Source organism: Pseudomonas sp. B21-017 (genome assembly GCF_024749245.1).
Lineage (GTDB): Bacteria > Pseudomonadota > Gammaproteobacteria > Pseudomonadales > Pseudomonadaceae > Aquipseudomonas.
Map to the genome: position 1 here is coordinate 673301 of NZ_CP087194.1, position 17797 is coordinate 691097.

Consider the following 17797-nt stretch of genomic DNA (forward strand, 5'->3'; position numbering starts at 1 on the left):
TCAAGGCGTAGTTTTCAACTTCCAGGCCAAGACTTTAGATGCCCTGTTGTTTGAGTGTCTGTGTTTATTGGCTGGCCTATTCGTTGATAATTAAACCGAAACAGTAAACGGGATACGCATGCACGATATTGAACGCCGAAACAAGGATGGTTATGTTGATTTTGTCAGTCTTTTCAAACTGGCGGATCTTGAACGCGGATTGTCGTCGCATAAAGACAGTCCACACTACGAGGAACTATTGCGTTATTACTTTGCCTGTGTGGGGTTGCTGGAGTCGCCAAGACTGCTGGAACCGTTAGGGTTATTCAAACACACGCTGACACTGTTGCTGGGCAACAAGCGAGTCAAACGCAATCTTGATTCGCAGACGCCGGGCAATGCTGACGACACCGCGATGCAACTATCGCAGATACATGACGAAGTCGAACGGTATGAGTCGCGTCTTCGGTTCAGTGTGGAGCAGATGAACACAGTGGCGACGGAAGTTCCCAAGGTGTTGCATTTTGTCTGGCTCGGTGGCGGTCTCGGCGCCATTCAGCGCGATTACCTCAACCTATGGAAACAGGTGTTGGCCGAGCATGGCTACACCCTCAATCTCTGGTATGACAGCGATGCGCTGCTGGCATATCAAACCAACAAACTGATTGTTGACGCCGCCAAGGCGCATGCCCTGACGCAGGTCGCAGACAAAAGTATCTCCGAAGATGAACTGGCAACCCTGTACGAGGAGCGCGCTATTGTTCTGAAGCAACAGATGTACGCACACATCAATGCGGCAGTGGCAAACGGTGAATCAGCCGATGAGGCACGGATGGATTTGCTGACTCGGGCCTACGGCCAGGATGCGGCGAAGCTGCAAGCGTTGAAGGAAAGTAATCACCGCAGTGTGCAGGACATGAACGGTTTCCAATTGCGCGATCTTGATGCGGCCGAGGTGCCGTTGCAATTACAGGGCATCTACGAACAGGAAATGCGATTACGCGGCAATCTGGCGGCGGCGTCCGATGTGGTGCGTGTTGAAGTTCTGTTTGGCGAAGGTGGCCTCTATGCCGATGTGGATAACCTGCCGCCGTTATCGAGAACGCTGGGCGGAGTCGATATCCACGGTTTCGGTTCCGATGCGCATTTGGGGATTTTGCAGTTATTGCTCAATGACAATCCTGAATGGATGCCTGGGCGTCGCGCATCCTCCAGTTACATCGAGACGATTCCCCCTGAGCATTTGCCGGCACTGGAGGCTTTTGTAAAAAGCCGGCCGGGCCTGAGTGAGGTATTTCAGCCACCGGCAGATCGGTTGGCCCGACCCTTTATGCTGCGAGCGGCGTCGGAAGGCAGTTCGATAACGAATGCATTTCTGATGGCGCATCCCCGCTCGACGATTCTGCAAACCGTGCTCGAGCGTTTCCGGTTCAACTATGAGGTGATTGAGGCTTCGAACCGGTTGGCCGCCCGACGAGGCGTTGCTTTGAGCGATGTTGATGCCATGGCACCGCTGGTGCAGGAAGTGGTGGAAGGAACGTATGGGCCGCTGATCGAGCTGTCGATGGAAGAGGAAATATTTGCAGGGTTTCTGATCGATGCCATTGCGACCTACTTTCGCGACGGCATTCGGCTTCAGAGCGAAGGGACTATCTACCTGACCGGCCCTGGAGCCGTGCGTGATGGCATGGCCGATTACGCAAGAGCCCACTTTACCCCCTCGGTGGCTGAGGCCGTGCGCAAGGAGGCCGCCATTGCGCGCTACACGTCGGTCAACCGCGCCACCGAAGAAGAACTGGACCATTCCTGGAAGGACAATGAAACCGACCCTGATAAATGGGTCAGTAATGAGCAGAAACGCTGGCAGGAAGGCCAATACAAGACCCGTTACAGCGGCGATATCGCGCAATTGCTCAAAGGCCCGACGATTGAGTTCGAGCAGGGCTGGCCGGTGATCGAAGAGCGGCCGGTGCTGCTGACCCACGTGCTGGAGCGTTTGGTCGAAGGGCTGGGCGAGCCGTTCATGGCGGCGATGAGTCGGGGGCACACTGGCGCTATCCGCTTCGAAGATCCACTGCCGCTGAGTTTTGATGATCGCCAGGCCATTCGTAATCAGCCCCTCGAATCGCAAGCCCCTGCTTTCCTGAACGATGGGAAAAGCCACAACCCGGGTGTCGATGAAGTGCTGAGCGACATCGCCAATGGCACCCGTCACTTCGTCGAGACGACCCCCTTGCAGAGGCTGTCGCTGGGGGTGTTGTTGGGAATGGACTCACTGCATAACCAACGCTTTGTGGAGTTCACCGGTGAGCTGGACAATCTGGCCAACAGCATGGTCGGGCAGGGCGCTTCAGGCCGTTACGCCGTCATTGAGCGGCAACTGTACAAGCGCGAGGCACCGGGATTCATCGCCAGTCTGAACAGTGATTCAGAACCGGCGCCGAGGGCGGTCGGCAGCGCACTTGAACTGAAAAAGGCTGCATTGACACAGGCGCGGACGGCGGGCCAGTGGGGGCGCCATGTGGCGCAAATCCAGCAGGTGGCGACCCTTGAACATCGCATGCAGATCGTCGAGAAGGTGGGGCAGATACTCGACGAGATCGAAGCCAGCAGCATCAAACTGGTTCCCCAGGATCTGCTGCTGCGCAGCGGTGGCGAGGCGGTTGGTGGTCGGTGCTACCCGTTGACCCTGGTGATGAGCGCGGCACTGATGCAGGACGACATGGCCTCCCGGCAGTTGCGTGAACGTTTCTATCTGTCCGCCATCGATCCCGAGCAAGCTGATTCGGCAACCTTCCTTCAAGCGCTGGAAGAGCTGCGGGATGTGCAATTGAACGATGTAGGGGCACCGCTTGACCGCGCGGACCTGGATCAGGTCACTGCCGCTCTCGAGCAACATGAAGGCAGCCGCGCACTGATGCTTAACTCCGACAATCATTCGATGCTGGTGGCCAAGACCGTAGAGGGCGATCACACCACTTATCATTTTTACGACCCCAACTTCGCGTTGTTCGAATTCGAGCAACCGGCCATGTTCAAGCGGGCGCTGGAATACTTTTTTCTGAAGCAAGGCATGGCACGGCATTACGCGGCCTATGGTTCGCAAGCCCGGCCGGAGTTTGACCTGATTGACTTGCATGGGGGAAAGGTGTCTGACTTGAAGCTGTCTGCCGGATTTGCCGTGGAGCAGCTACTGAAGTCCGAACCGTTGCCGGGAGCACCGCTGCGTCCGATTCGCCAGCGCCTGAACAGTGCCCGTGGGCAATCGCTGGTCAACAATTGGCATCTGGGCAGCAGTTTGCTGGAGCTCGATAGCCACTGGTGGGGACAGCAGATCGCACACGCCAGCGTCGGTTTGCAGGAGTTGCATGCGTCGGTAACGCCGCTGGTGCCGTTGTTCGAAACGCTGGAAATTACGCCCGAGGGTAAATATCGGGTGAGTCTGATCAATCCGTCAGACCCGGAACACGAGGTTCAGGTGATCAGCGGCGATCACCGTCTGTTGCGGATCAAGAATTGGCTGTCGGAACAGTTTTCGACCCTGGCGCGTAAACCGGCCGGGACGGGCGGTGTCGTGGATCCGACCGAGATCGGCAGTGTTCACACCCTCAACGCAGGGTTCGCCATTCAGGCGTTGATGAACGCGTTGCGTGGCCGGGAAGGGGAGGGCCGGACATTGACCACCGCCGTGCGCCTGCACGCTTACGTCAACTATGCCCAGTTGGTGCATGGCACCGTCGTGGATGTGGTTGGCCTGGTGCAGTTGGTTCGCACCGCGTTGAGGGAAGAGAAAATCATCGCTCGTACTTGCGCTCCGGTCGTCGGCGAAGCTTTGGGGCATGCAGCCGGTGAAGGCGTCGGCGCTGTATTGGGGCTGGCCAACGTCGGCTTTGATATTTATCAGCTGTCGACGGCGCAAAACGAAGTCGAGAAGGCCCAGTTCGGTACTCAATTGACATTCGATACCGCCAGCCTGGCGCTCACGGCAGGCGGTATCGGTGCAGGACTGGCCGGCGCATCGACCGCCGCTGCGGTGCTCGGTGGCGCCGGGGTGATTCTTGGTGGCCTGGCCATTGGTGTTGCTGCACTGGCCCAAGGGTTTGCCAGCATCTTGCGAGACGCCGAGGAGGTCGGCAAGTTCTTCGACGACATGGATCGGGGTTATCGCTCGCATGGCTACCGGTTCGATCACACCGTTGGCGCCTGGGTCGTGCGGCCTTCGCTGATCGTCCAGCGCATAGATCTGGGTGCTGGCAAGTTGCTGCTCGACAGCCCGAAGCTGTTTCCACTGCACGACCACTTTGGAGTGCCGGGTTTCGATGTTGATTACACGCGGGCGATCAATATCCGCCAGGAATTGAACCTGCCCGGTCAAAAAGAATTTGCACCGCCCACAGGGCAAGCCATTGTGCTGCCATGCACACCGCAAACCTTTTACGGCTATGAGTACAAGGCGCTGCCGTTCGCCTCCGCATTTCACGACCCTGGTTTTGACACGGCCCGGCGCCTTGAAAAAAAGCAAGCGGATGGTCAGCGGCTATTTCTGTTTACGTTCTATTCCTTTCCGTCGCATTACATCCTCCACCGCCTGAATCCGGTGTATCGCGAAACAGTCATCGAGGTGCAACTGGATGCGGTGGATCGTTCACTGGTGGTCCCCGTTTTGCCGGATGCCTGGCACGGCAAGCTGTCGTATGAGCTGACAGGCGCGGGGGGGAGCTGTTCATTGATGCTCAATCCCGGTGCAAGTATCCGTCTTGTCTCTCCAAGCCTGAAGCAATGCCGCTGGGTGTTGCAGGCAAGCTGGGCGAGTGAAAGTGACATCCGCATCGAGCCTTACGGCGAACTGTACATCGGTACTGTCCATGTGAAAATTGCCGGCAAAGGTCGTCATGAGGTGCTGATCCAGGTGGCGGATAAACAGTTGTTCAGCGTTGACCCTGGCAAACGCCAATTGGACATTCTCCAGCAGACAGCGCCTGAAGGACTCGATGAACAGGCATTGCTGGCGCACTACAAAGGCCTCGCGCAGGAGCATCGACTGGTATTGCCGTACACGCAGATCCATCGTTACCTGATTCCGTACGAGGCGCCGGACGAGCCCCGTTACACCAATGCCTGGTATGACTGCGCTGAAGATCGTTTCCTGTATATCCGCAACGAGACCGTCCTTGAGGCCGACGAGGCGCAGCTGTCGATGGTGGTCGAGGGTTCTGCTTATTTCTACCAACCGGAGGGCCACCAGATCTGGCAAGTCGATGCCGCCACAGGCTTGCTCAAGAATCGCTATCGCTTACTGCTAGAGGACAGCAAAGGCTCCATTCGCAGTATCGAAGCGGATGCTCATGGTGTGATTCATGTCGTGCAGGAGTACGTCACGGGCAATCAGGCCGCCAGGCAGTACCGTTACCTGATTCATGAAGGTCGATTGCTGTTGAGTTCCGTGACTCACGATATGGCGCGGGAACTGCAGGCGTTGGTGTTTGCCAGCGAAACGCTGGCCGACTGGTCATCGGTGTTCGGCAAGTATGTGTCTTTCAATCCTGTTCCTGAGCGGGACGGCTTCACAACGGTCGACTGGCAGCCGGCGCCTTACGTTTCGATCTGTTGGAAGTTTGACCCGGATCGGCGAGACATGGCGTGGGTTCGCAGTCGCGATCAGTTGCTCATTCATCCGCTGCCCCGACCTCAACACACGCGTGGCTGGGCCGATTCGATCAAGCACCTGAACGATCTGATGCTGTTGCCGATGGCCGACGACAGCGACATATTCTTCATTTACGACCGGCTCGCCCAGACCCTTTGCCGACTGCAACGGACCGTGACGGAGGGCAAAGGACAGTGGGGCCACCAATGGGTGCAGCCCGCCGGTCTCAAGCAGGTCGTGGCCGTCGAGAGCGGCTATGTGGCACTCGATGAGGAGGGGTTGTTTTTCAACCTGACCGCGCAAGGCGAGGTGCAGCTGGGCGGCCTGAGCGAGCAGTGGCTCAACGGCCGCGCCCAGTGGTGGCAGGCGCTGGAGCCGATTGCCGAGCGTTACCCAGGCAAAAATATTGCCATTGTCGGCCTGCGCAATTTCGCCGATAACGGCAACGTGGGTGCCTGGTATGTGAGTAACCGCCTGGTGCTGTGCGATCCGGGACTCGACAAGGAAATTCGCCTGCTTGGCATTACCCCGGACAATCAGGCGATCTGGCTGTTCGATCTGTCCAGCGGTGAAATCTGGAATCAGACGTTCATCGATCCGCAGCAACTTGATCAGGCATTCGGCACGGGCTCGCGATTGTTACTGGGCGACAGGTTGCCGGCTCATCAACCAGAGTGGGCGGATTGGCGTTTTGCCGACGTGACCATCGAGGGCGCCGGCTTGCGTGGGACAACCGTTGACGGCGTACTGCTCGAACTCCGCCATCAAGAGGTGGAGATCATCACTGGCGTCAGCCACGACTGGGTGAACGCCCATGGCGAACACTTGATCGAAAGTCTCCAGGCGTTACTGGAAACGGCGGAACATGCCGAATTTGTATCTGTGGAGTCCGAACCCGGCAGCTTGCAGTGGTATGCCGTCCAAAGCGCCCGGTTGATCCGGATTACCGGTAAGGATCTGCCCGCAGATTATTCGCTGCTGGGCACTCAAGGCCAGGTCAATGTGTTGCTGCATGAGGCCCGGGAAGGACGGGTGCGTGTGTATCCGGACAGGCGAAGCATCGGGCCGTTCGATTATGTCCAGCGCAACGCCGAAGTGCTGGTTGTCGAAGGAGAAAAGACCCTGGGTGATCTCCTGCCGCTGATTCCCGATGACGTCAATACGTTGATTCTGCGATTGGGGCAGGGTGCCGTGACTTATCACCTGACGAAGGCTGTCTGGCTGAGGCTCGACTCAGTCATCGTCGACTGCCGGCACGCACTGGGTGAAGTGCCGGCCATTCCAGGCAAATTGATCTGGGCCTTCGATGATCCGCAAAGATTGCTGTTCGAGATTGTTCAGGAACATCTGGTCATCGTTGACCCGGACAGTGAGCACAGTTTGATCTTCCGTGATGTGTGTTCCGTCGACCCGGCATTGCGCGGTGATGTGTTCCTAGCGTTTGAAAAGCTGCAATCCCATCCGGTATCGATGTTCGTGGCGCGGTTGCGCGACAGGAAAGAAAAAAACGGCAGTGCAACGCTGCAGGAGTTGTTGGCGGAGCCGGCAGTCGCAGGATAAGCAGCGACTGGCGCCGGGTTCATGAAAAAAGGCCGCGAACGATTCCGTTCGCGGCCTTTGACATGATGGGGGCGGTGTGGCGATCACCACGTTCACGGGATGACGGAGTTGTTCGCTTATCAGGGCACCAGATAGCCTTTTACGCCGGTAAAGATGATCTGTGCTGCCAGCGCACAGACAAAAAGTCCCATCAAGCGACTGACGATTTGCAGGCCCTGATCGCCAAGAATCCGCTCGATACGGTTCGACAAGTAAAGCACCACCCCCACCGTGAAACTGGCCAGGGCAATGCTGAGGATCGCGGTGAGTTTGTCGTCCCAGTGCGGTTGGCTGACACCCATTACCAACAGCGCACCGATGGTGCCCGGGCCGACGGTCAGGGGGATGGTCAGCGGGACGATGGTCACGTCTTGCTGCACGTTGTCGGTTTGCACCACCGACTTACCCTGGGCCATGCCCAGCGCCGAGATGAATAGCACGCTGCCGGCGCCGATGCGAAATGCATCCACGGTAATGCCGAACACGTCAAATATCACCCTCCCGAACAGGTACAGCAAGACGCTGGAAACCAGTGTGGCAATTGCCACTTTCCAGGCCAGGCGACGTTGTTCCTTGCGCGAATAACCGCGGCTCAGACTGATGAAACAGGACAACACGAAGAACGGGCTGTAGAGCACCAGCATCTTCAGATAAACGCTGAATAACACGTGGAGCATAATGTCGGCTCGCGGCAGGAGATTGTTGGAGCGGAGTCTATCAGCCGGTTTAGAAAGTTGTCGGCGCGCGACGGGAGATTGCTCAGAACGTCGAAGCCGTACGATTCTGATGATCGCGCTGGGCAACCCAATGCTCGATCAGGTCGCGCAACTGCGACAGCTCGACCGGTTTGGCCATGTGCCCGTCCATGCCGGCCTGACGCGCGCGCTCTTTGTGCTCGGCGAGGATGTGCGCGGTCAACGCCACCACGGGGGTGCGAATCCGCTGGTTGCCGACTTCCCAGGCACGCAATTGCTGGGTGGCGGAGAAGCCGTCAAGGATTGGCATTTCGCAGTCCATCAGCACCAGGTCGTAACGCTGGGCCTTCATTGCCACCAAGGCTTCTTCGCCGTTGCTGGCGGTATCCGGTTGCAGGTTGAGCTTGCCCAGCATGCCGCGGATGACCTTGGTCGAGATGCTGTTGTCTTCGGCCACCAGGATACGGAAGTCGCTGGGCACCTTGACCGGAAGGGTAGGGCCGGTGGGCAGGTGCTGCGAGGTCGCCGGGCCGTTGTTGCGCTGGTTCAGTTCGTCCGCCAGGGTGGTCTTGAGGGTGTAGCCGGCCACTGGCTTGGCGAGGATGCGCTTGATCCCGGAGTTGCGCGCGATGATCTTGCTCGGCGCGTTGCTGATGCCGGTGAGCATGATCAGCAGAATGTCGTGGTTCAGGCTAGGGTCTTCCTTGATCTTGGCGGCCAGTTGCATGCCGGTCATACCGGGCATGTTCTGGTCCAGCAGGACCACGTCGAAATAATCGCGCAGGTGGGCCTTGGTGCGCAGCAGCGCCAGGGCCTCCTTGCCGGACGGTACGGCGCTGACGTTCAGGCCCCAGGCGCTGCACTGCTGCACCAGCACCTTGCGACAGGTGTCGTTGTCGTCCACGACCAGTACGCGTGCGCCTTGCAACGGACTGTCCAGGTCCGAGGTCGGATGCTCGAGACGGTCCGGGTCCAGTGGCAGGGTCAGCCACAATGTGCTGCCTTGGTTGGCGCCGCTCTTGATGCCGAATTCGCCCTGCATCAAACGGATCAGCTGACGGGCAATCACCAGCCCCAGATTGCCCCCCAGGCTGGTGGCCGAGAGGAAATGTTTGCTGTGCAGCTCGGCGTGCATCAGTGCGTCGCGCTCTTCAGCCTCCATCGGCTGGCCGCTGTCCTGCACGGCGATGCGCAGCCGCGGTTTGGCGCTGCGTTCATCCAGGGCGACAACGATCAGAATCTCGCCTTCGTCGGTTTTCTTCAGGGCGTTTTCCAGCAGGCTCAGCAGGGTCTGGCGCAGGCGCGTCGGATCGCCGCTGATGACGCGCGGTACCTGTGGCTGGATAAAGCTGATCAGCTCGATGTTCTGTTGTTCGGCCTTGGCGCGGAAGATGCTCAGGCAGTCTTCGATCAGGGCATTGAGGTCGAACTGCACATCGTCCAGCTCGATCTGTCCGGACTCGAGCTTGGAGATGTCGAGAATTTCGTTGATCAGTGTCAGCAGTTCGTTGCCGGCGCTATGGATGGTTTGCACATAGTCGCGCTGCTTGACCGACAGCGGTGTGCCCAGCAGCAGTTCGGTCATGCCCAGCACACCATTCATCGGGGTGCGGATTTCGTGGCTGATTTTCGCCAGGAATTCAGCTTTGGCGTTTATTTCGGCATTGCTGGCAGCCAGGTCGCGACTGACGCTGAAACGGTCTTCGGTGATGCTACGCTGTCGCTCGCCCAGGGCCACACTCATCAACAGGCCACTGATACAGATAAACACCAGCAGGGTGATGATCAGGCCTTGCGGGGCGACAAGGGTCAGCCCCTGCAGCGCCGGCAGGATAATCAACGTGCCAAGGTTGAATACCACCATGGCCGCCACGAACAGGCGAGCCGGGCGATAACCTTTTTGCCAGTGATGGGCGCTGACGAACAACATGCTCAGGCCGGCCAGGGCAACCAGTGCGTACGTGATCAGGTTCAGCGGCAGGGTGTTGACGAACAACAGCAGCAGGCCGCAGGCCACGATGAACAGGATGTCCCCCAGCAGCAGCTTGTTCAGCGGGTGCGGGCCGAGCGGGGCGAAAAAACGGTAGGCGAACATCAGGCCGCAAGGTGCGGTCAGCAGCAAGGCAAGATAGGCACCGGGTGTTTGTACGACGGACCAGTTCGGCAACCATGGTCGGGCCAGGTTCAGCAGCAGCACCAGGCTGAGCAGCAACAACCCTTCGCACGCTGCCAGCCAGAGGCTGCTGCGCGAGCGGGTGTAGGTGTAGCGGGTCAGGTTATGCAGGATCAGCATCCCGAGACAGCCAAAAAGCAGACCGTAGATCAACGTCTGGTTCTGAGTGGCTGCGCTCATGACCGCCGATTGCAGGGTGATGTAAGGCCGAAACTGGTGTTCGGAGACCAGTCGCATATAGACGTCGAGGGTTTTGTCGCTTTGCGGCAGCGGCAACATGAAGTCGTTGCCGGGCAGGGGGCGCTCAGCCTGAGGCTGCCCGGTGCCGGTATTCAATTGATCGATCAGCTGGTCGCCATCGAGCACATACAGATTGAGGTGCGACAGGTCGGGAGCGAACACCCTCAGCAACTGTTCGTGTTTGCCGGGTGCCAGCCTGAAACGCAGCCACAGCGCACCGTCAGGCCCGGCTGCGGTGAGGCGGTCGAGTTCAACGGGGCTGAATTGATTGGTGTAGCGGCCGGAGCGGATGTCGCTCAGCTGCAGATCGCCCTGTTCGTCGAGCAATACCGCCCAGCCACTGCCTTGCGAGGCCTGGGCCGGGAGCATGCAGAGCAAGGTCAGCAGAGTGACGGTGAAGCCTATGGCAATCCTGAGCCAGCGCACGGCGAAATCCCTTCGTAGGTTGATGCCAGAATATAACTATGCGCGGCGCCGGAATAGTCCGGCAAGGGCTGCAAGCCCTTGCCTGGCCGAATGGATGGCTTATTCCTGATTTTCGCCACGCTCGCGGGCAATGGCACGGTAGCCAATGTCCTTACGATAGAAGCAGCCTTCCCAGTCGATTTTAGCCGCCAGTTTGTAAGCCTGCTGCTGGGCTGCGTCGACGCTGGTGCCCATGGCGGTTGCGCACAGTACCCGACCACCGGCCGTCACCACCTGACCGTCCTTGAGTGCAGTGCCGGCGTGGAAGACTTTGCCTTCCAGTGCCGCGGCTGCATCCAGACCGTTGATGGCAACGCCTTTGGCGTAGTCACCCGGGTAACCGCCAGCGGCCAATACGATACCGACGCTCGGACGTGGATCCCACTGTGCTTCGACCTTGTCCAGCGCTTGCGCCAGGGCCGCTTCGACCAGCAACACCAGGCTCGACTGCAAACGCAGCATCACCGGTTGGGTCTCAGGATCGCCGAAACGGCAGTTGAACTCGATAACTTTTGGGTTACCAGCCTTGTCGATCATCAAGCCGGCATAGAGGAAACCGGTGTAAACATTGCCTTCCTCGGCCATGCCGCGCACGGTTGGCCAGATCACCAGGTCCATGACCCGCTGATGGACTTCGGCGGTGACGACCGGTGCCGGGGAGTAGGCGCCCATGCCGCCGGTGTTCGGACCGGTGTCGCCGTCGCCGACGCGTTTGTGGTCCTGGCTGGTGGCCATCGGCAGCACGTTCTTGCCGTCGACCATGACGATGAAGCTGGCTTCTTCGCCGTCCAGGAACTCCTCGATGACCACGCGGGAGCCGGCATCGCCAAACGCGTTGCCAGCGAGCATGTCGCGCACCGCGTCTTCAGCTTCAGCCAATGTCATGGCCACGATCACGCCTTTGCCGGCGGCCAGGCCATCGGCCTTGATCACGATCGGTGCGCCTTTTTCACGCAGATAAGCCAGGGCCGGCTCGATCTCGGTGAAGTTCTGGTAGTCGGCGGTCGGGATCTTGTGACGCGCCAGGAAATCCTTGGTAAAGGCTTTCGAACCTTCCAGTTGCGCGGCACCTGCGGTCGGGCCGAAGCAATCCAGGCCACGGGAGCGGAACAGGTCGACAACGCCTGCAACCAGCGGCACTTCCGGGCCGACGATGGTGAGGGAAACGTTTTTCTCCGCGAAATCTGCAAGCTGCTCGAGGGCCAGCACGTCGATGGCGACGTTCTCGCACTTGGCTTCAATGGCGGTGCCTGCGTTGCCCGGGGCAACGAACACTTTCTGCACGCGCGGATCCTGAGCCACTTTCCAGGCCAGGGCGTGTTCACGGCCACCGCTGCCAATGATCAAAACATTCATTTCAAAAACCTCGGATGACGCTAATTCTGTTTTGGAACCTAAAGCGCTTCACGCCGTAGGAGGTCGCAATGAAGCCGGTAGATGCAAGGCGGAGTCGACCTCGATGAGCGGAGTTGCCTTTTGGCAATGAGCATCATCGAGGTCGGCTCCAACGCAGCAGGTACCGGGTTCAGTGCGGCCGTTGTCTTATTAGTGACGGAAGTGGCGCATGCCGGTGAAGACCATGGCGATGCCGGCTTCATCAGCTGCCGCAATCACTTCGTTATCACGCATCGAGCCACCTGGCTGGATCACCGCAGTGATACCGACCTTGGCTGCGTTGTCGATGCCGTCGCGGAACGGGAAGAACGCATCCGACGCCATGACCGCGCCCTGCACTTGCAAGCCGGCATGTTCAGCCTTGATCGCGGCGATACGCGCGGAGTTCACGCGGCTCATCTGGCCGGCGCCGACACCGATGGTCTGACGGTTCTTGGCGTAGACGATGGCGTTGGACTTGACGTACTTGGCGACTTTCCAGGCGAAGATCAGGTCGTTGATTTCCTGCTCGGTTGGCGCGCGCTTGGTCACCACTTTCAGATCTTCGCTGCCGATCATACCGATGTCGCGGCTCTGTACCAGCAAACCGCCGTTGACGCGTTTGTAGTCCCAGGCTGGAACGCGGTCAGCCGACCACTCGCCGCAGGCCAGCAGGCGTACGTTGGCTTTGGCGGCCACGATGGCGCGGGCTTCTGCGCTGACGGATGGGGCGATGATCACTTCGACGAACTGACGCTCGACGATGGCCTTGGCGGTTTCAGCATCCAGCTCGCGGTTGAACGCGATGATGCCGCCGAACGCCGACTCGGTGTCGGTGGCGTAGGCCAGCTCGTAGGCTTGACGGATGCCGCCTTCGGCGTCCGGGCTCACGGCCACGCCGCACGGGTTGGCGTGCTTGACGATCACGCAGGCCGGCTTGACGAAGCTCTTCACGCATTCCAGCGCGGCGTCGGTGTCGGCCACGTTGTTGTACGACAGCTCTTTGCCTTGCAGTTGGGTCGCGGTGGCGATGCCGACTTCGGCAGGCTTGGCTTCAACGTAGAACGCCGCGCTCTGGTGCGGGTTCTCGCCGTAGCGCATTTCCTGAGCCTTGATGAACTGGCTGTTGAAGGTGCGCGGGAATTCGCTGCGGCCGGAGGTCGAGAGGGTTTCAGCCGCCTGGTTCACGGTGCCCATGTAGTTGGCGATCATGCCGTCGTAGGCGGCGGTGTGTTCGAAGGCCTTGAGCATCAGGTCGAAACGCTGAGCGTAGGTCAGGCCGCCGGCCTTGAGGCTTTCCAGAACGTTGGCGTAATCGCTGGCATTCACCACGATGGCCACGTCTTTGTGGTTTTTTGCCGCCGAACGGACCATGGTCGGGCCGCCGATGTCGATGTTCTCGATGGCAGTCGGCAGGTCGCAGCCTGGCTTGTTGATGGTGGCTTCGAACGGGTACAGGTTGACCGCTACCAGATCGATCGGCTTGATGCCGTGCTCGCTCATGATGGCGTCGTCGATACCGCGACGACCAAGGATCCCGCCGTGGATTTTCGGGTGCAGGGTTTTCACCCGGCCGTCCATCATTTCTGCGAAACCGGTGTAATCCGCGACTTCCACTGCGGCAACACCATTGTCGCGCAGCAGCTTGAACGTCCCGCCGGTGGAGAGGATCTCTACGCCCAGGGCTTCGAGCTCTTTGGCGAATTCAAGGATCCCGGTCTTGTCGGAAACGCTGATCAAGGCGCGGCGGATCGGCAGGCGGGTAGTCTGGTCGGTCATCTCAATTTCCATCAAAAGCAAAGGAGTCAGCAAAAAAGGCGACCGGTTTTACGTGGGCGCCTTTCTGGTTTGATTGAATGCTTACAGCAAATCGTACTGCTTGAGTTTCTTGCGCAGGGTGCCCCGGTTCAGTCCGAGCAGCTCACTGGCCTTGGTCTGGTTGCCCTTGACGTAGTTCATCACGCATTCGAGCAGGGGGGCCTCGACTTCGGAGAGCACCAGGTTGTACACATCCGTGACGGCAGCGCCCTCAAGGTGGGCGAAATAATTGTGCAGCGCCTTCTCGACACTCCCGCGAAGGGTCTGACCTTCTTCGCTCGGTGTATTGAGGTGCTGTTTCAAATTCACGTTGTCGCTCACGGGTGTTGTTCCACTCACTAAAGTCTCGGTCATCATCGTCATGCGGCCACCCCTTCTCCGTCCCCTGTCAGGCTCTTGTAACGTTCGGCGAAGAAGCCTCGAACGTAGGCGCATTGTGCTTCCGTATCTTCCAAACGATTGAAGTGGGCGCGAAACTCCCTGGCGCCCGGCAAGGTTGCGAGATACCAGCCCACATGCTTGCGAGCTATGCGCACGCCCATGACGTCGCCATAGAAGGCATGCAGCGCGGCCAGATGCTCAAGCAGAATACATTCCACCTCGATCAGTTCCGGTGCCGGGAGTTTTTCACCGGTACGCAGATAATGGTCGATTTCACGAAAAATCCATGGCTGCCCCTGGGCAGCCCGGCCCACCAACAGGCCATCGGCACCGGTCGCGTCGAGCACGTACCGGGCTTTCTCGGGCGAATCGATATCGCCATTGGCGAAGACCGGAATCGACACCGCCTGCTTGATCGCGGCAATGGTGTCGTACTCAGCTTCCCCGGTGTACAGGTCGGCACGCGTGCGGCCATGTACGGCCAACGCCGTGATGCCTGCCTGTTCGGCGATCTTCGCCACCGTCAGACCGTTCTTGTTCGCCCGGTCCCAGCCGGTGCGGATCTTCAGGGTGACCGGCACATCGACTGCAGCCACCACGGCCTGCAGGATCTCGGTCACCAATGCTTCATCTTTCAACAGTGCGGAACCGGCGGCCTTGTTGCAGACCTTCTTCGCCGGACAGCCCATGTTGATATCAATAATCTGTGCGCCCAGCTCGACGTTGGCCCGGGCCGCATCCGCCAGCATCTGCGCATCTCCGCCGGCGATCTGTACCGAGCGGGGCTCGGGATCGCCTTCGTGGATCATGCGCATCCGCGATTTGCGGGTGTTCCACAAGCTCATGTCGCTGGTGACCATTTCCGAGACTACAAGTCCAGCGCCCAATCGTTTGCACAGCTGACGAAAGGGCTGGTCGGTGACGCCCGCCATGGGGGCGAGGATCAAGCCGTTGTGCAATGTATATGGACCGATGCGTACCGCCGACATAGGACTTCCCTGTTGTGGGGCCGGATCATGAGAGTTCGAAAAAGGGTTGGCATGATACCCGCTCTCGATGACTGGATAAAGGCTGAATTGAACAAAATCTGAACAACTAATTCGTTATCGCCAGCGGTTTGGTTTGAACGGTCAAAGTCAGGAAACCGCCGTCAAGCCTGCAACGCTTGAGTGTTTCACTCGGGCGAATGGAAGCTCAGGCTGTAGTTCACCGCTTTGGGGCCTGGGTCGAGAATGTCCAGCGCGATGTGGATCGGCGTTTGCGGCGGCATTTCGGCCAGGCCTTCGAGATCGCCGTTGAGGTACTCGCCGGGCTTGAAGCGACGACTGGCGATCAGGTGGCCGTTGAGGTCGGCAAAGCGCAGCTCCAGCAGCGGGAACGGCTGGGAGAAGGGCGCACGGTTATAAATGATGGCATCGACCACCAGCGCCCCGTTGAAGTCCGGGTGGCTGCGGACCACCAGATTGCTGCTTTTGACTTTCGCGATGTCGACCTTGGACGGCACTGTGCAACCGATGTGCGGGCAGAGTTGCTGGAACCACGGACGATACTGGTCCTGGCGCGCCAGTTCGTCGAAGTGGTAGGCGACGTACTGGCCAACGAGGCCGGCGGCGCCGAGCAGGATCAGCAGCAGCCAGAAAAAGCGCCGACCCCAGGGGGAGCGGCGTTTTTGCCAATCCAGTTGCAGCGGGTCGTCGGTCAGGTCCTGCAGCACTTCAGCGCGCATGGCCGGTTCGCTGCGTTCGCGTCGCTTGCGCAGGGGCTCGACGGGGGGCAGGTCATCGTCGATCTCGTCGTCATCGGTTTTCGCCGACAGGCTGCCAAAAGGGATCGGGGCGTCGAGCGGGTCGTGCAGGCGCAGCTGCTGTATCTCGGGCTCATCGTCCAGCGGCACGGGCTCCATGGACAGCGAAGGCTCGGTGCGCGAGTGTTTGCTTGGCTCGATCGTCGGTTCGACCATCGGTGATGGCGTCTGCACGTCGGCGGCTTGCGCACGATCGGCGGCCGACTCACTGAAGAGACTGTCGGGCCAAGGGGCTTCGTCGTGTTCGGTGCTGTCGCGACGAGCACTGAGGCTGTCTTCGCGGGGGTGACCGAACTCCGTCGTCGGCTGGATTTCCCGCTGTTCGAGCCGGGCGAGTTCTTCGTCCAGGTCCAGGCTGTCCAGGTCCATCTCGGCCGCGGTCCATTGCTTTTGGCTGATGGCCCGCTGCACTGGCGGCTCTACGGGCGCCGATGCAACCGGTTTTACCGCTTCCTTGCCGGCACGCTGCTCAAGCAGCTGCCTGGCGGCGTTGAACACCTGCAAGCATGAGCCGCAACGAACCACCCCCCGGGCCACGCTCAACTGAGCATGGCTGACGCGGAAGCTGGTTTGGCAATGCGGGCATTGGGTGACGAAGCTATCGGTCATGCGGCAATCCGGTTTATGCAGGCGCTCATTCTAGCGCCGACGGCCAGTGATGCGTACCCAGCCGTCGCGATTGGCGATCGGATCCAGATCGAAGTCCCGGGCATAGGCAGCGGCAACCTCTTCGCCCTGTTCGGCGAGGATGCCCGACAGTGCCAGGCGACCGCCGGACTTGACCAGGCTGGACAGTTGCGGCGCCAGGGAAACCAGCGGGCCGGCGAGGATATTGGCGACCAGTACGTCGGCTTGAACCTGCGGCAAATCTTCCGGCAGATAGAGCGGGAACAGCTCGTCGGCAATGTTGTTGCGTCCGGCATTGTCGCGGGAGGCCTCCAGGGCCTGCACATCGATATCGGTGCCGACGGCTTGTTTGGCGCCCAGCAACAGGGCGGCAATCGCCAGAATCCCCGAGCCGCAGCCGAAATCCAGCACGTTGCAGTCTTTCAGGTCCTGGCCATCGAGCCATTCCAGGCACAGCGCGGTGGTCGGGTGAGTGCCGGTGCCGAACGCCAGGCCCGGGTCCAGTAGCAGGTTCACCGCGTCAGGCTCAGGGGCGGCGTGCCAGCTCGGGACAATCCACAGGCGCTGACCGAAGCGCATCGGCTGGAAGCCATCCATCCAGCTGCGTTCCCAGTCCTGGTCTTCGATCACTTCGCTGTGATGCTCGGGCAGCGGGCTGCCGGTCAGCAACTCCAGGTGGGCCAGCACGCTGGCGGCGTCAGTGCCGCCTTCGAACAAGGCCAGCAGGTGTGTGTGCGACCACAGCGGAGTGGTGTTGAGTTCCGGCTCGAAGATCGGCTGATCTTCGGCGTCCATGAAGGTCACCGATACGGCGCCCACTTCAAGGAAAGCGTCTTCGTAGGTTTCGGCTTGTTCTGGGCTGATGGCGAGACGGACTTGCAGCCAAGGCATGGCGGGCACCTTTGAAAAATATTGATTGCAGCCTAGCGGGCTGCGAGAAGCGCGCAAGTTTACGCGAGCGCGCGGCAGAAGACGACCGGGTTGCCATCCAATAG

At 59.7% G+C, this 17797-nt stretch carries 9 protein-coding genes; 1 reads left to right on the forward strand and 8 read right to left on the reverse strand.

Annotation, left to right across the window (positions count from 1 at the left end; all coding sequences use genetic code 11):
- Positions 1–118 precede the first annotated feature (118 nt).
- A complete protein-coding gene (locus tag LOY28_RS02965; RefSeq protein WP_258613038.1) occupies positions 119–7186 on the forward strand; it encodes a TcdA/TcdB pore-forming domain-containing protein in 7068 nt (2355 codons plus the stop codon).
- Between the two features lie 119 nt (positions 7187–7305).
- On the opposite strand, the gene LOY28_RS02970 is transcribed toward LOY28_RS02965, so the two are convergent.
- From LOY28_RS02970 to prmA, 8 genes are all read right to left on the reverse strand, one after another.
- Entirely contained in the window at positions 7306–7902 is a 597-nt protein-coding gene (locus LOY28_RS02970) for a MarC family protein (RefSeq protein ID WP_018928428.1), read from the reverse strand.
- Positions 7903–7984: 82 nt separating this feature from the next.
- A complete protein-coding gene (locus LOY28_RS02975) occupies positions 7985–10759 on the reverse strand; it encodes a hybrid sensor histidine kinase/response regulator (protein WP_018928427.1) in 2775 nt (924 codons plus the stop codon).
- 99 nt (positions 10760–10858) lie between these two features.
- On the reverse strand, positions 10859–12154 hold the full coding sequence (gene purD, locus LOY28_RS02980) for a phosphoribosylamine--glycine ligase (protein ID WP_007937200.1): 1296 nt from the start codon (positions 12152–12154) through the stop codon (positions 10859–10861).
- Between the two features lie 189 nt (positions 12155–12343).
- Positions 12344–13951 carry a bifunctional phosphoribosylaminoimidazolecarboxamide formyltransferase/IMP cyclohydrolase gene (gene purH / locus LOY28_RS02985; protein WP_018928426.1) on the reverse strand — a complete coding sequence of 536 codons (1608 nt, stop codon included), beginning with the start codon at positions 13949–13951 and terminating at the stop codon, positions 12344–12346.
- An 81-nt stretch (positions 13952–14032) separates the two neighbouring features.
- A complete protein-coding gene (gene fis, locus LOY28_RS02990; RefSeq protein ID WP_007907419.1) occupies positions 14033–14353 on the reverse strand; it encodes a DNA-binding transcriptional regulator Fis in 321 nt (106 codons plus the stop codon).
- Entirely contained in the window at positions 14350–15360 is a 1011-nt protein-coding gene (dusB, locus tag LOY28_RS02995) for a tRNA dihydrouridine synthase DusB (RefSeq protein ID WP_018928425.1), read from the reverse strand. The genes fis and dusB overlap by 4 nt, the downstream gene beginning before the upstream one ends.
- A 185-nt stretch (positions 15361–15545) precedes the next feature.
- Positions 15546–16784, reverse strand: coding sequence for a DUF3426 domain-containing protein (locus LOY28_RS03000; RefSeq protein ID WP_258613039.1), 1239 nt, complete (start codon positions 16782–16784; stop codon positions 15546–15548).
- A gap of 30 nt (positions 16785–16814) precedes the next feature.
- A complete protein-coding gene (prmA, locus tag LOY28_RS03005) occupies positions 16815–17693 on the reverse strand; it encodes a 50S ribosomal protein L11 methyltransferase (protein WP_018928423.1) in 879 nt (292 codons plus the stop codon).
- Positions 17694–17797 lie beyond the last annotated feature (104 nt).

Excerpts from the sequence above, each read along its gene's own strand:
- LOY28_RS02965 (WP_258613038.1), top strand. The coding sequence starts at position 119 with ATGCACGATATTGAACGCCGAAACAAGGATGGTTATGTTGATTTTGTC.
- LOY28_RS02970 (WP_018928428.1), bottom strand. The coding sequence starts at position 7,902 with ATGCTCCACGTGTTATTCAGCGTTTATCTGAAGATGCTGGTGCTCTAC.
- purD (WP_007937200.1), bottom strand. The coding sequence starts at position 12,154 with ATGAATGTTTTGATCATTGGCAGCGGTGGCCGTGAACACGCCCTGGCC.
- purH (WP_018928426.1), bottom strand. The coding sequence starts at position 13,951 with ATGACCGACCAGACTACCCGCCTGCCGATCCGCCGCGCCTTGATCAGC.
- fis (WP_007907419.1), bottom strand. The coding sequence starts at position 14,353 with ATGACGATGATGACCGAGACTTTAGTGAGTGGAACAACACCCGTGAGC.
- dusB (WP_018928425.1), bottom strand. The coding sequence starts at position 15,360 with ATGTCGGCGGTACGCATCGGTCCATATACATTGCACAACGGCTTGATC.
- LOY28_RS03000 (WP_258613039.1), bottom strand. The coding sequence starts at position 16,784 with ATGACCGATAGCTTCGTCACCCAATGCCCGCATTGCCAAACCAGCTTC.
- prmA (WP_018928423.1), bottom strand. The coding sequence starts at position 17,693 with ATGCCTTGGCTGCAAGTCCGTCTCGCCATCAGCCCAGAACAAGCCGAA.